This is a genomic window from Sphingomonas caeni (assembly GCF_026013415.1).
Classification (GTDB): Bacteria; Pseudomonadota; Alphaproteobacteria; order Sphingomonadales; family Sphingomonadaceae; genus Sphingomonas; species Sphingomonas caeni.
The window spans coordinates 112643-125961 of sequence record NZ_JAPDOK010000006.1 but is presented as its reverse complement, the minus strand read 5'-3'; the positions used below and the strand labels follow the sequence as shown (position 1 = coordinate 125961).

Annotated in this window: 13 protein-coding genes; 9 read left to right on the top strand and 4 right to left on the bottom strand. The window is 67.1% G+C overall.

Going from position 1 to position 13319, the window contains the following annotated elements; translation table 11 throughout:
• Positions 1 to 56: 56 nt before the first annotated feature.
• The 4 genes from OF829_RS15445 to OF829_RS15430 form a co-directional block, all read right to left on the bottom strand.
• The gene (locus OF829_RS15445; RefSeq protein ID WP_264941001.1) at positions 57 to 2468 is read right to left on the bottom strand and encodes a TonB-dependent receptor; all 2412 of its coding nucleotides are present in this window, start codon (positions 2466 to 2468) and stop codon (positions 57 to 59) included.
• A gap of 127 nt (positions 2469 to 2595) precedes the next feature.
• Entirely contained in the window at positions 2596 to 3462 is an 867-nt protein-coding gene (locus OF829_RS15440; protein ID WP_264941000.1) for an amidohydrolase family protein, read from the bottom strand.
• The gene (locus tag OF829_RS15435) at positions 3459 to 4514 is read right to left on the bottom strand and encodes a 4-oxalomesaconate tautomerase (protein WP_264940999.1); all 1056 of its coding nucleotides are present in this window, start codon (positions 4512 to 4514) and stop codon (positions 3459 to 3461) included. The genes OF829_RS15440 and OF829_RS15435 overlap by 4 nt, the downstream gene beginning before the upstream one ends.
• Positions 4507 to 5178: a 4-carboxy-4-hydroxy-2-oxoadipate aldolase/oxaloacetate decarboxylase gene (locus OF829_RS15430; protein WP_264940998.1), complete on the bottom strand. Its 672-nt coding sequence runs from the start codon at positions 5176 to 5178 to the stop codon at positions 4507 to 4509. Before OF829_RS15430 ends, OF829_RS15435 begins: the two co-directional genes overlap by 8 nt.
• Before the next feature lie 92 nt (positions 5179 to 5270).
• Between OF829_RS15430 and OF829_RS15425 the strand changes: the two genes are divergently transcribed.
• The 9 genes from OF829_RS15425 (at position 5271) to OF829_RS15385 (ending at position 13319) form a co-directional block, all read left to right on the top strand.
• Complete coding sequence (locus OF829_RS15425) at positions 5271 to 6473, top strand: LysR family transcriptional regulator (protein ID WP_264940997.1); 1203 nt, start codon at positions 5271 to 5273, stop codon at positions 6471 to 6473.
• 77 nt (positions 6474 to 6550) lie between these two features.
• A complete protein-coding gene (locus OF829_RS15420; RefSeq protein WP_406701441.1) occupies positions 6551 to 7411 on the top strand; it encodes a DUF1932 domain-containing protein in 861 nt (286 codons plus the stop codon).
• Positions 7408 to 8430, top strand: coding sequence for an amidohydrolase family protein (locus OF829_RS15415; protein ID WP_264940995.1), 1023 nt, complete (start codon positions 7408 to 7410; stop codon positions 8428 to 8430). Before OF829_RS15420 ends, OF829_RS15415 begins: the two co-directional genes overlap by 4 nt.
• Positions 8431 to 8563: 133 nt before the next feature.
• Positions 8564 to 8974, top strand: a complete 411-nt coding sequence (gene ligA, locus OF829_RS15410; RefSeq protein WP_264940994.1) for a protocatechuate 4,5-dioxygenase subunit alpha — start codon at positions 8564 to 8566, stop codon at positions 8972 to 8974.
• The gene (locus OF829_RS15405; protein WP_264940993.1) at positions 8974 to 9825 is read left to right on the top strand and encodes a class III extradiol dioxygenase subunit beta; all 852 of its coding nucleotides are present in this window, start codon (positions 8974 to 8976) and stop codon (positions 9823 to 9825) included. Before ligA ends, OF829_RS15405 begins: the two co-directional genes overlap by 1 nt.
• A complete protein-coding gene (locus OF829_RS15400) occupies positions 9822 to 10763 on the top strand; it encodes a Gfo/Idh/MocA family oxidoreductase (RefSeq protein ID WP_264940992.1) in 942 nt (313 codons plus the stop codon). The genes OF829_RS15405 and OF829_RS15400 overlap by 4 nt, the downstream gene beginning before the upstream one ends.
• Complete coding sequence (locus OF829_RS15395) at positions 10760 to 11149, top strand: hypothetical protein (protein WP_264940991.1); 390 nt, start codon at positions 10760 to 10762, stop codon at positions 11147 to 11149. Before OF829_RS15400 ends, OF829_RS15395 begins: the two co-directional genes overlap by 4 nt.
• A complete protein-coding gene (gene pobA, locus OF829_RS15390; protein ID WP_264940989.1) occupies positions 11146 to 12309 on the top strand; it encodes a 4-hydroxybenzoate 3-monooxygenase in 1164 nt (387 codons plus the stop codon). The genes OF829_RS15395 and pobA overlap by 4 nt, the downstream gene beginning before the upstream one ends.
• Positions 12306 to 13319, top strand: a complete 1014-nt coding sequence (locus tag OF829_RS15385; RefSeq protein WP_264940988.1) for an aldo/keto reductase — start codon at positions 12306 to 12308, stop codon at positions 13317 to 13319. The genes pobA and OF829_RS15385 overlap by 4 nt, the downstream gene beginning before the upstream one ends.

The following is a 13319-nucleotide window of genomic DNA, read 5'->3' as shown; positions in this document are numbered from 1 at the left end:
CCCGGCTTTCGCCGGGATGACGAGGTGCTTCGGTCTCAGACTCTAAAGGTAGCAGCTCAGAACTCGATCGACCCCTGGACGTACCAGTTGCGCGGCCGCGCGAAGATCCGCTCGGCATAGCCCAGCGTCCCGAGCGACGCGTTGCCCTGGATGAGATAGCGCTCGTCGAACAGATTGTTCACCCCGCCACTCAGCTCCAGCCCGTTGGAGAATTTGAGGGTGATCGACCCGTTGGCGACGAAATAGCCATTCTCCTCGATCTCCGGCACGCTGCCGGTGATGAAGGTGAATTTCGAGCTGTAGCTGCCGTCGAACCGCGGCCGCAGCTGCGTGCCGCCCCCGAGTTCGATCTTGTAGGCGATCCCGAAATTGGCCTGGAAATCGGGCGTGAAGGGCAGATCGTCCGCCGGCGTGACGGTCGCGGTCGCGCCCGGCACCGGCGTGATGGACTGGATATCGTCGTCGAGCATGCTGGCGCTGGCATCGACGATCAGTCCCCAGGGCGCGTGATAGCTCAGCTCGGCCTCGAGCCCCTGGATCCGCGCCTCGCCGGCGTTGAACAGCAAGGGCACCACGCCCTGGCGGAAGATCAGCTGGATGTCGCTGTAATCGGCCTGGAACGCGGACAGATTGAAGCGGACGCCACCGAAATTGGTCTTGGCGCCGATTTCATAGCTGGTGACGCTTTCCTCGCCGAACGAGAGCGGCACGTTGCCGGCGGGCACCGCATTGTAGCGGGTATTGAACCCCCCCGATTTGAAGCTGCGCGCAAAGGACGCATAGGTGCTGATCGCCGGGCTCCAACGATACTGGATCGTCGCCGACCCGGTGAGCGCGGAAAAGCTGTTGGAGAAGGGCCGGTGGAACAGGAACAGCGTGCCGCCTTCGGACGTCGCGAGCGTCGGCAGCGGGTTCGGATCGGGCAAGGTCGCCGGCGACAGATTGAGCACGGTGCCGAGGAAGGTCTTGCGATCGGTCGTGTACCGCAGGCCACCCGATAGCTCGAGCCCGCTCACCGGCTCGACATTGACCTGGCCGTACGCGGCGAGCGAGTCGGTCGACAGGTTCGAGATCTGGAGGTCGCGCGTCCCGGGCCCGCCGGCGAGGATCGAGCCGATCACCGGCGGCGAGGGCGGGAAGGACAGCGGCACGGTGGCGCGCTCCCTCGTTTCCTCGTTGAAATAATAGCCGCCGACGACCGCGTTCACGCCGGTCCAGTCGAACTGCACCTGCACTTCCTGACTGATCTGCTGCGATTTCGCCCCGACATCGGTCGTGATGATCAGGAAGGGCGTATTGTCCGCATCGCGCACGCCGCGCGACTGGGTCTCGCGGTAGGAGCCGATGAGCTTCACCGACGTGACATCGGACAGCTTCAGATTGGCCGTCGCGCCCACGCCCCAGACTTCGGACGTGCTCAGCACATTGGCGGTGCCGCCATTGACGAAGTCGCCGCGCGCCTGGAAGTCGTTCGCGCATCGCGGATCGTTGATCAGCGGAACGTTCGGCGCCCCGAAGCGCGGGTCGCCGGGCGCGAGCGGGGCGAACGGAATGGTCGCGCCGGGGCAGCCGGCAGCGACGCTCACGATCGCGGGGACCGGGGCCTTCTCGTTGATGCCGGCGAAGACGAAGGGCGCGCCATTCTCGTCGCGCTTGGTATAGTCGGCACGAATGAACAGGTCGAATGCCTGGGAGGGCTCCCACTTCAGCGCGGCGTTGAGCGTAAAGACATTGTCGTTGCCGAGATCGCGGCCGTCGAATGCGCGGATGACATAGCCGTTGCGCTTGCGAAAGCCGCCCGAGGCCCGCACCGCCGCGGTACTGCCGATCGGGATATTGAGCGCGGCAAATCCCTCGTAGAGCGAATCGTCGCCGACGCGGAACCGGGCGCGGCCGCTGAAGGCGCCGAGTTCGGGCTGGCGCGTGCGGATCAGGATCGCGCCGCCGATCGTGTTCCGGCCGAACAGCGTTCCCTGGGGACCGCGCAGCACCTCGACCCCGGCAATGTCGCCGAATTCGATCGTCCCGCCTACGGCCCGGCCCAGATAAACCTCGTCGAGATAGACGCCGACCCCCGGATCGACCGCCGCGGTGGGATCGACCTGGCCGACGCCGCGGATGAACACGACCGAGGACGAGCTGTTGCCCGAAAGCTGCCCGGCGGGTTTGAACTGGAGGCTCGGCGTGATCCGCTCGAGATCCTGCGTCTGCTGGATCTGGCGGTCCTCGAGAAGCTCGCCGCTGAAGGCCGAAACCGCGATCGGCGTATCCTGCAGGCTCTCCTCGCGCCGCCGGGCCGTGACGACGATGACGTCGTCGTCACCCCCGGTCACCTCCTGCGGCTTGTCGGCCCCGGATGCCGGGGTTTGCGCCGCCGCCGGAGCGGCGATCGTCAGGCCGCATGCAAAGGCAAGGGCGACAATGCTGCTGGTCGTGAGTCCGGTCGCGCGCAAGTTCAGTCCGGCCATGTGATCCTCCCCAATCGGCCCCGCGATCTTGATGAGTCCCGATGGCGTGAGGATCATTCCACGCAATATCGTTCAGGTCAATAACAGTTATATGATAAAGCTAAATCTGCTGTGCGCGGCGTCCGGATCAAGGCCAGTACAGCCGAACGGGATTGTCGATCAGCAGCTTGCGCTGCGCCTCGGCGGTCACGGCGATCCGCGGGATGACGTCGACGAGCGTCCCGTCGTCGGGGATGCGATGCTCCATATTGGGATGCGGCCAATCGCTGCCCCACAGCACGCGATCGGGATAGGCCTCGACCACCGGGCGGATCACCTCGACGAAATCGTCGAAGGGCGGGCCCTGGACCGACAGGCGCTCGGCCCCGGACACCTTGGTCCAGATCCTCGGATGCGAATCGAGCAGTGCCTTGAACGCGGTGATGTCCGCCCCGTCCGGCCCCTGCGCGATATCCGGCCGGCCCAGATGATCGACGACGACGATCGTCGGTATCGCCTCCAGGAACGGAACCAGCTCATCGAGGAGATCGGCTTCGAAATAGACGATGACATGCCAGCCGAGCGGTTCGATCTTCTTCGCGATCTCGAGGAACTTGTCCTTGGGCGCGTCATCGACCAGCCGCTTGAGAAAGTTGAAGCGTACCCCGCGGATACCGCCCTGGTGGAGCTGCTTGAGCTCGGTCACCCCGATATCGGGATCGACCACCGCGACACCGCGCGCGAGCCCTCTGGATTTGGCGATGCCTGCCAGCGTCGCGGCGTTGTCCGTGCCGTGGCAGCTCGCCTGCACGATCACGTTGCGCGAGAAGCCCAGCCGGTCGCGCAGCGCGAACAGCATTTCCGGCGTCGCATCCTCCGGATGATATTTAGCCTTGGGGCTGAACGGGAATTCGGCCTCGGGCCCGAAAACATGGACATGCGCGTCCACCGCGCCGGGCGGGGGCGTAAAGCCGGGCCTGGAGGGCCGGTCGATCCAGGTCTTGCTGCGGCTCATGCGAACACCACTCCGTCCATCAATTTGCGCGCGGTGCGCAGCATCCCCGCTTCCACCGGATTTCCCGCCGCATCGACCGTGACCACGCATTCGGTGATCCCGGTCGGGTGCTCGACCCCGAGCGTCTGGACGCGCCCGCCGGGAACCCGCGCCAGCGCGGCGGCAGGCGATCCTTCGATCAGGCATGCGGTGGCGACGCTGACCGCGCCGAGCACGCCGATCGACGCATGGACGCGGTGGGGGATCAGCGATCGCACCGCGATGGCCCCGCCTGCCTTCGGCGCCGCCACCAGCATCATCTTGGGCACCGACTTTTCGGCGACATCGCCCAGATTCATCATCGGCCCCGCCTTGAGCCGGATCGCCTCGACCCGCGCTTTCATCGCCGCATCGGCATCGAGCGTGTCGCGATCCTCGTAACCGGTGACGCCGACATCGCTCGCCAGCATCACCACGCAGGGCATGCCATTGTCGATTAGCGTGCAGGCGACGCCCTCGATCACGTCCACCCCCTTGCCCGTGGGGAGCAGCGCGCCGCAGCTCGACCCCGCCGTGCCGCGAAAGGCGAGCGGGATCGGCGCGGCGGTGCCGGGCACGCCGCTGATCGCCGCAGCGCCGGCATAGGTGACGCGTCCGCCCGGCGTCTGCAGCGTCGCCACCGCGACCTGGCCGGTATTCTCCATGAAGATCGCGACGCGGGTCTCGCCGTCCATCGCCGCGACGAGCCCGCGTTCGATCGCGAAGGGTCCGACGCCCGCGAGCATGTTCCCGCAATTCTGGCTGTCGGTGACTACGCCCAAATCGACAAAGACCTGGAGGAAGAGATAGTCGATATCGACCCCGTCGCGGGCGGATTTGGCGACCACCGCGACCTTCGAGGTCAGCGGGTCGGCGCCGCCCATTCCGTCGATCTGGCGCGGATCGGGCGAACCCATCACGCGCAGGAGAAAGGCGTCGCGCGCGGCAATGTCCGCAGGGAGGTCCTCCGCGAGGAAGAACGCCCCCTTCGATGTGCCCCCGCGCATCCACATGCAGCGGACGCCGTCATTCATAAGTGAGGCCCATCGCCGCCAGCTTGCCGCGCATATCGTAGATGTCGAGCCCGAGCTCGCCCGCCGCCAGCCGCTTGCGCTTGCCCTCTTCAGCGGCCTCGCGCGCCTGCGCCTTTTCGAGCACCGCGGCGGCATCGGCGCGTTTGACCACGCACACCCCGTCATCGTCCGCGACGATCACGTCGCCCGCCTCGATCGCGGCGCCCGCGCACACGATCGGCACATTGACCGATCCGAGCGTCGCCTTGATCGTCCCTTGCGCGAACACGGCCTTCGACCAGACCGGAAAGCCCATCTGCGTCAGGTCGCGCACGTCGCGCACGCCCGCGTCGATCACCAGCCCGCGGCATCCGCGCGCCATCGCAGAGGTCGCCAGCAGATCGCCGAAATAGCCGTCGAAGCACGGGCTGGTGGGCGCGAGTACGAGGATGTCGCCATCCTTCAGCTGCTCGATCGCGACATGGAGCATCCAGTTGTCGCCCGGTGGCGACGAGATCGTCACCGCCGAACCCGCGATCCGCGCGCCGGGATAGATGGGGCGCATAAAGTGCGCGAGCAGCCCGATCCGGCCCTGCGCCTCATGCACTGTCGCCACGCCGGCGGCGGCCAGCCCGTCGATCACCGCCGGGTCCGCACGCGCGATATTCTGGACCACCTTGCCCATCTGCAGCTCCTTTGCCGTCTCGTTCCGCCGCCCGGGCGTCGCGCGCAAATCCATATTGCCGAGCGCCGATAAGTTTTTGCTATAGATTGTTCATGATTCAATCCTTCGCGCTCAATCTCCGCCACCTGCGCGCATTGTCGACGGTGATTGCCGAGGGGAGCCTGAGCCGCGCCGCCGAGGCGACCGGACTGTCGCAGCCCGCGCTCACCCAGGGGCTGCACAAGCTCGAACGCCAGCTCGAAGTGGCGCTGTTCGAACGCCACCCCGACGGCGTCTCGCCCACCGCAGCGGGTCAGGCGCTGGCCGAGCGCGCCACGCGGGCGTTCGATTGCCTCGCGAGCGGGGTGCGCCGGTTCGGCCGAGCCGGCCGCGGCTTCGCCCGGCCCGAGCAGCTGATGACCGCGACCCAGCTCGACGCCTGGCTCCACTTCGCCGATGCGCAGAGCTTCGCCGGGGCGGCGCAGGCGAGCGGTCTGTCGCAGCCCGCGATCCACCGCGCGGTGCGCGACCTCGAACAGATCTGCGCCAGCCCGCTCGCCGAGCGGCGCGGGCGCGGCATGGTGCTCACCCCGGCGGGACGGGCGCTGGCACGCGGCGTGCGGCTCGCCCAGCAGGAGATTGCGGCGGGGATCGTCGAGGCGCGGGGCGAGGATCGCGATGGCGGCCGCGTCGCGCTGGGCGCGATGCCGCTCAGCCGCGCGCTGGTGCTGCCGCGCGCGCTCGCCGGCCTGCTGCGCGCCATGCCGCACGCCGTGGTCGATGTCGTCGAGGGATCGTGGCGCGAGCTGATCGATCCGCTCGCCGACGGCATCATCGATCTCACCATCGGCGCGCTGCGCGACGACGTGCCACCGGGGCTCGACCAGGAGCCGCTCTTCACCGACCAGCTCGCGATCTTCGGACGGCCCGGGCATCCGCTGCTGGCCGGCCCGATCGACATCGCCGCACTGCGCTCCCGGTCCTGGGTCATCGGCCCGGCGGGCACGCCGCTCCGCGCGCATTGGGAGGCGATGTTCGACGGCGGGCCGCTGCCGCATGTTCCCATCGAATGCGGATCGGTGATGGTGATCCGGGGACTGCTCGTGCAGAGCGACCTGCTCACGCTGCTTTCCCCCGATCAGGTCGCGCTCGAGGTCGAAACGGGGATGCTCGTCCAGATCGGCGCCGCGATCCCGCACGCGGTCCGCACCATCGGCCTGACGACACGCAGCGGCTGGCGGCCCACCCCGGTCCAGCGCGAGCTGGTGCGGCTGATCAAGGCGGCAGCAAAGAGCACAAGACTTCAGGAAAACTGATAGATAGAAGCGCAATTGGATTGGCGGGCGAGGGGCCGTCCTGACTAACCCGAACCATGGATTTTGCGGCACCCGCCCTGGACGAAATAGTCGTTAATCTGGGTTTTGGCGAAGCGGCCATGGCCTTCGCGAAACCAGGCGCGCGCGCGTTCGACCGCAAGACCGATGGCCCCGAGCGTGAGGCCAAGCTCGCCGACTACGCCGCCGCTGGCGTCGTCCCTTGCGAAAGCGCGGCCGAGGCGCTGGCGGGCGCAGGCGCGGTGCTCTCGCTCGTTACCGCCGATCAATCGCTTCCCGCCGCCCTTGCCGCCGCGCCCTTCCTCGCGCCGGGCGCGCTGTGGCTCGACATGAACAGCGTCGCGCCGGACACCAAGCGCGAGGCCGCGCGCGCGATCGAGGCGGCGGGCGGCCGCCATGTCGATGTGGCGATCATGTCCCCCGTCCATCCCAAAAGGCTGGGCACGCCGCTCCTCGTCGCGGGACCCCATTCCGCGGCGGGCGTCGAAGCGCTGCGCACGTTCGGCTTCACCAACGTGCGCAGCGTGGGCGGCGAGACGGGCGCGGCCTCCGCGATCAAGATGATCCGATCGGTGATGGTGAAGGGCATCGAGGCGCTGACCGCCGAATGCGTGCTCGCCGCCGACGCCGCGGGCGTGCTGGACGAAGTGATCGGGTCGCTCGACGCGAGCGAGCAGGCGAAGCCCTGGGCCGAGCGCGTCGACTATAATCTCGACCGGATGATGCGCCACGGCCAGCGCCGCGCCGAGGAGATGGGCGAGGTCACCCGGACGCTCGCTGCGCTGGGTATTTCGCCGATCCTGTCGGCGGGCACCGTCAAATGGCAGCAGAGCATCGGCGCGCTCGGCATCGATCCGCCCAAGGGACTGGCGGCCAAGCTCGCGGCACTCGGCGCACGCTGGAAGGAACCGGGCGCATGAGCCTGATCATCGACTGCCATGGCCACTATACCGTCCTGCCCAAGGCGCACGACGCGTGGCGCGAGGAACAGAAAGCCGCCTTCAAGGCCGGTGTCCCCGCCCCGCCCTATCCCGACATCAGCGACGACGAGATCCGCGAGACGATCGAGGCGAACCAGCTCCGCCTGATCAAGGAGCGCGGGGCGGACCTGACGATCTTCTCCCCCCGCGCATCGGCGATGGCCCCGCATGTCGGCGACGAGGCGGTCGCGAAGTTGTGGGCGACGCGCTGCAACGACCTCATCGCGCGCGTCGTCCGCCTGTTTCCGGGGACCTTCGCCGGAGTGTGCATGCTCCCGCAAAGCCCCAAGGCGGACATGGGCAATTCGATCGCCGAACTCGAACGCTGCGTCGATATGGGCTTTGTCGGGTGCAACCTGAACCCCGATCCGGGCGGCGGGCACTTCACCCATCCGCCGCTGACCGACCGCTATTGGTACCCCTTCTACGAGAAGATGGTCGCGCTCGACGTCCCCGCGATGATCCACGTCTCGGGCAGCTGCAACCCGGCGATGCACGCGACCGGCGGCTATTATATCGCGGCGGACACCATCGCCTTCATGCAGCTGCTGGAAGGCGACCTTTTCGCCGATTTCCCGACGCTCAAGTTCATCATCCCGCATGGCGGCGGCGCGGTGCCCTATCATTGGGGCCGCTATCGCGGGCTTGCCGACATGCTCAAAAAGCCCTCGCTCGACACCCATCTGATGAACAACATCTTCTTCGATACCTGCGTCTATCACCAGCCGGGCGTCGACCTGCTGGCGGACGTGATCGACACCAAGAACATATTGTTCGGGTCGGAGATGGTCGGCGCGGTGCGCGGGATCGACCCGACCACCGGGCATTATTTCGACGACACCAAACGCTATGTCGACGCGCTCGATATCAGCGATGCCGGGCGCCATGCCATCTTCGAAGGCAATGCCCGGCGCGTCTTCCCACGCCTCGATGCGCAACTGAAGGAGCGCGGGCTATGATGGCCAACCCCGTCATCCCCGCGAAAGCGGGGACCCATCTCCCAAGCGAGCGGCAAAATGCACCGGCGCGGTTGCGGAGGGTCCGGGAGATGGGCCCCCGCTTTCGCGGGGGTGACGATCGAGAGGTATCACGGTGAGCGGCCCCCAGGACATCCACAGCTATCTCGCCGAGTTCGAGGACATCCCCGGCACGCGCGTGTTCACCGCCGCCCGCGCGCGCCAGGGCTATCACCTCAACCAGTTCGCGATGAGCCTGATGAAGCCCGAGAATCGCGAGCGCTGGAAGGCCGATGAAGCGGCCTATCTCGACGACTGGAAGCTCACGCCCGAGCAGCGCGCCGCAGTGCTGGCGCGCGATTACAACGCGCTGCTCGATCTGGGCGGCAATATCTATTTCCTCGCCAAGGTCTTCTCGACCGACGGCAAGAGTTTCGTCCAGGCGGTCAGCACGATGACCGGCGTCTCGGTCGAGGAATATCAGGCGATGATGAACGCCGGCGGCCGCTCGCCCGAGGGGCTGCGGTCGAAGAAGGAGCAAGGCTGATGGCGCGGATCACTGCGGGCGTCGGCTCGAGCCACGTCCCCCTGCTCGGCGTCGCGCACGATCAGGGCAAGGACCGCGACGCCTATTTCGGGCCGATCTTCGCCGGCTATGACTGGACCCGCGAATGGGAGAAGACCGAAAAGCCCGACGTCGTGATCCTGGTCTATAACGACCATGCGTCGGCCTTCGACATGAAGATCATCCCGACCTTCGCGATCGGATGCGGCGAGCGTTACGCCCCCGCCGACGAAGGCTGGGGGCCGCGCCCGGTACCCGATGTGATCGGGCATCCCGATCTCGCCTGGCATATCGCGCAGAGCCTGATCCTCGACGAATTCGACATGACCATCATCAACGAGATGGCGGTCGATCACGGCCTGACCGTTCCCCTGTCGATGATGTTCGGCGCGGTCGAGGAATGGCCCTGCAAGGTCGTGCCGCTTGCGGTGAACGTCGTCACCTACCCGCCGCCCTCGGGCAACCGCTGCTGGGCGCTGGGCGAAGCGATCGCACGCGCGGTGGCGAGCTTTCCCGAGGATCTCAACGTGCAGATCTGGGGCACGGGCGGCATGAGCCACCAGCTTCAGGGGCCCAGGGCGGGGCTGATCAACAAGGAATGGGACAATCGCTTCCTCGATCGCCTGATCGGCGACAGCGACGAGCTGCGCCGCGTGCCGCATATCGAATATCTGCGCGAGACCGGCTCGGAAGGGATCGAGATGGTGATGTGGCTGATCATGCGCGGCGCGCTGGGCCCGGCCACCCGCCTGCTCCACCGCCACTATCACGTCCCCTGCAGCAACACCGCGATCGGGCATATCGTGCTTGAGCCAATCGGAGACCCACTGTGAAGATAGCCCTCGCCGGTGCCGGCGCGTTTGGGGAAAAGCATCTCGATGCGCTGAGACTGATCGACGGTGTCAAGGTCGTCTCGGTCGTCGGCCGCCGCCTCGAGCCCACCCAGGCCGTCGCCGCCAAATATGGCATCGGCCATGCCTGCACCGACCTTGCGGAGGCGCTCGAACAGCCCGGCCTCGACGCGGTGATCCTCGCGACGCCGACCCAGATGCACGCCGCCCAGACGATCCAGTGCCTCGAAGCAGGCAAGCATGTGCAGGTCGAGATTCCGCTGTGCGACAATCTCGCCGACGGTGAGGCGGTGCTGGCCAAGCAGCAGGAGACCGGGCTGGTCGCGATGGTCGGCCACACCCGCCGCTTCAATCCGAGCCATCAATATATCCACAACAAGATCGTCGCGGGCGAGCTGGGCATCCAGCAGATGGACGTCCAGACCTATTTCTTCCGCCGCAAGAACATGAACGCCAAGGGCGAGGCGCGCAGCTGGACCGATCATTTGCTGTGGCACCACGCCGCGCACACCGTCGATCTTTTCGCGTACCAGGCGGGCCCGATTGTCCAGGCCAACGCCTTGGAGGGCCCGATCCACCCCGAGCTCGGCATCGCGATGGACATGTCGATCCAGCTCAAGGCCGAAAGCGGCGCGATCTGCACCCTGAGCCTGTCGTTCAACAATGACGGGCCGCTCGGCACCTTCTTCCGCTACATCTGCGACAACGGCACCTGGATCGCGCGCTACGACGACCTCGTCACCGGGCGCGAGGAGCCTGTCGATCTGAGCGGCGTCGCTGTCTCGTCAAACGGCATCGAGCTGCAGGACCGCGAGTTCGTCGCCGCGATCCGCGAAGGCCGCGAGCCCAACGCCAGCGTCGCCCAGGTCATGCCCTGCTACCGCGTGCTCGACGCGCTCGAGCGGCAGCTGGCGCCGTGACCCAGGCGAGTGCCGCCAAATTGCTCTCGGAGCTGGACAAGCTCCAGCGCCTGCACGCGGATTTCGCAGTGATCGCCGCGCGGACGGACGACGGACGGCGCAAGGATCTGATTGCATTGCGGCGCGTGCTCGCCGAGCAAATTGCCGTTGTGGGAAATCTTGCGGATCCCTTCTTCGCCACGCTAGGCGATGAACTCTCGCGAACCTATCGCGCAAAATTCTCTCAGGTGCGTTCGGCGGCAGCCATGCACCAGGCGAATTGGCCTGCGGTCCGCATTGGCGAAGCGAATGACGCCTACCTCGCGTCGGCCAAGATCGTGCGCGAGACAAATCACGATTTCGTGGCGTGGGCGCAGCGCGCCATCAAAACATCGACTTCCTCGTGAAGGTAGAGGTTGCGATCGTCGGCGCAGGTCCCGCCGGCTTGCTGCTGGGCCATTTGCTGCGCAGCAAGGGCGTGGATTGCATCATCGTCGAGCGCCGGTCGCCCGACTATGTGCTCTCGCGGATTCGCGCGGGCGTGCTGGAAACGGTCACCACCGATTTGATGCGCCAGCTCGGGGTGGACGCGCGGCTGAACGCCGACGGGATGATCGAGGAAGGCTTCAACCTTGCCGATGGCGACCGCGTGGTCCGGATCGATATCGCCGCGCTCACCGGGCGGCACGTTACTGTCTATGGCCAGACCGAGCTGACCCGCGACCTGATGGAAGCCGCTCCTGATCGCGGGCTGCCGATCGTCTATGACGCGACGGATGTGGCGCTCCACGATCTGGAGAGCGGCGAGCCCGCGATCACCTACCGGAAGGATGGCGAGACGCACCGAATCCAGGCCGACTTCATCGCCGGGTGCGACGGCTTTCACGGCGTCTCGCGCAGGGCGATCCCGGATGGCCGCGCCTATGAGCGCGAATATCCGTTCGGCTGGCTCGGCATCCTCGCCGATGTCCCGCCCTGCCACCCCGAACTGATCTATGCGAACGGCCCGCGCGGCTTCGCGCTCGCCTCGATGCGTTCGGCGACCCGCAGCCGCTATTATATCCAGGTGCCGCTGACCTCCGCACTCGAGGACTGGCCCGAGGAGCGGCTGTGGGACGAACTCGCCGCGCGGTTCGATCCGATTTCCGACCGCGGCGTGAAGCGCGGCCCGGCGCTGGAGGTGTCGATCGCGCCGCTGCGCTCCTATGTGTTCGAGACGATGCGTCATGGCCGGCTGTTCCTCGCCGGCGATGCCGCGCATATCGTGCCCCCCACCGGCGCCAAGGGCCTGAACCTCGCGGCCTCGGACGTCGCATATCTGGCCGAGGCCTTGATCGGCTGGTATCGAAACGGCGACGAGGCGGGATTGACCGGATACGAAGCCCGCGCCCTGGCCCGCATCTGGAAGGCCGAACGCTTCAGCTGGTATCTCACCAAGCTGATGCACCGCTTTCCCGAGGACGGCGCGTTCGAGCACCGGATGCAGAGCGCCGAACTGGATTATGTCGCCGGCTCGCGCGCCATGCAGACCGCGATCGCCGAGAATTATGTGGGATTGCCCCTGTGACGACCCTCCCCGTCCGCGCCCTCGGCCCGCTTTCGGTGAGCGCGATCGGTCTTGGCTGCATGAATCTCAGCCACGCCTATGGCGAAACGCCCTCCGAGGAGGCGGGCACGCGCCTGCTCAACCGCGCGCTCGATCTCGGCGTGACCCTGCTCGACACCGCCGCGCTCTATGGCGGGGGCGCCAATGAGGCGCTGGTCGGCAAGAGCGTCATGCACCGCCGCCGCGAATTCATCCTGGCGAGCAAATGCGTGCTGGCGATGGAGGACGGCAAGCGCATCCTCGACGGCTCGCCCGCGGCGATCGCACGCACGCTGGATCGCTCATTGGCGCGGCTCGGCACCGATCATATCGATCTCTATTATCTGCACCGGCTCGACCCGAACGTCGCGGTCGAGGAATCGGTGGGCGCGCTCGCGCTGGCGGTCGCCGCGGGCAAGATCGGCGCGATCGGCCTCAGCGAAATGTCCGCCGCGACGATCGCACGCGCGCACCGCGAGCATCCGGTTGCGGCGGTGCAGAGCGAATATTCCGCGATGGTGCGCAACCCCGAAGTCGCAGTGCTCGACACCTGCCGCGAGCTTGGCATCGGCTTCGTCGCCTTTTCGCCGGTGGCGCGCGGGATGCTGGCGGGCGCGGTACGCGACGACGCCTATGCGCCGGGCGACATCCGCCGGTCGATGCCGCGCTTCATCGCCCCGCATCTCGCCCATAATCTGCGTGCGGTCGCCGCGTTCGAGGCGCTCGCGGCCGAAGCGGGCGCGACCCCCGCGCAACTCGCGCTCGGCTGGGTACTGGCGCGCGGCGATCATGTCGTGCCGATCCCGGGCACCCGCAGCATCGCGCATCTGGAGGAGAATCTCGCGGCGCTGGCGCGGACCTTCGACCCCGCTTTGCTGGTGCGGGTCGATCCCATCTTCGCCGGGGACGCGATCCGCGGCGCGCGCTATCCCGCCGCCGCCCAGGCGCAGATCGATACCGAGACCCTCCCCGGCGAGACGCTCGCGGGCTGA

Coding starts and splice junctions, on each gene's coding strand:
- OF829_RS15445 (WP_264941001.1), bottom strand. CDS start 2,468: ATGGCCGGACTGAACTTGCGCGCGACCGGACTCACGACCAGCAGCATT.
- OF829_RS15440 (WP_264941000.1), bottom strand. CDS start 3,462: ATGAGCCGCAGCAAGACCTGGATCGACCGGCCCTCCAGGCCCGGCTTT.
- OF829_RS15435 (WP_264940999.1), bottom strand. CDS start 4,514: ATGAATGACGGCGTCCGCTGCATGTGGATGCGCGGGGGCACATCGAAG.
- OF829_RS15430 (WP_264940998.1), bottom strand. CDS start 5,178: ATGGGCAAGGTGGTCCAGAATATCGCGCGTGCGGACCCGGCGGTGATC.
- OF829_RS15425 (WP_264940997.1), top strand. CDS start 5,271: ATGATTCAATCCTTCGCGCTCAATCTCCGCCACCTGCGCGCATTGTCG.
- OF829_RS15415 (WP_264940995.1), top strand. CDS start 7,408: ATGAGCCTGATCATCGACTGCCATGGCCACTATACCGTCCTGCCCAAG.
- OF829_RS15405 (WP_264940993.1), top strand. CDS start 8,974: ATGGCGCGGATCACTGCGGGCGTCGGCTCGAGCCACGTCCCCCTGCTC.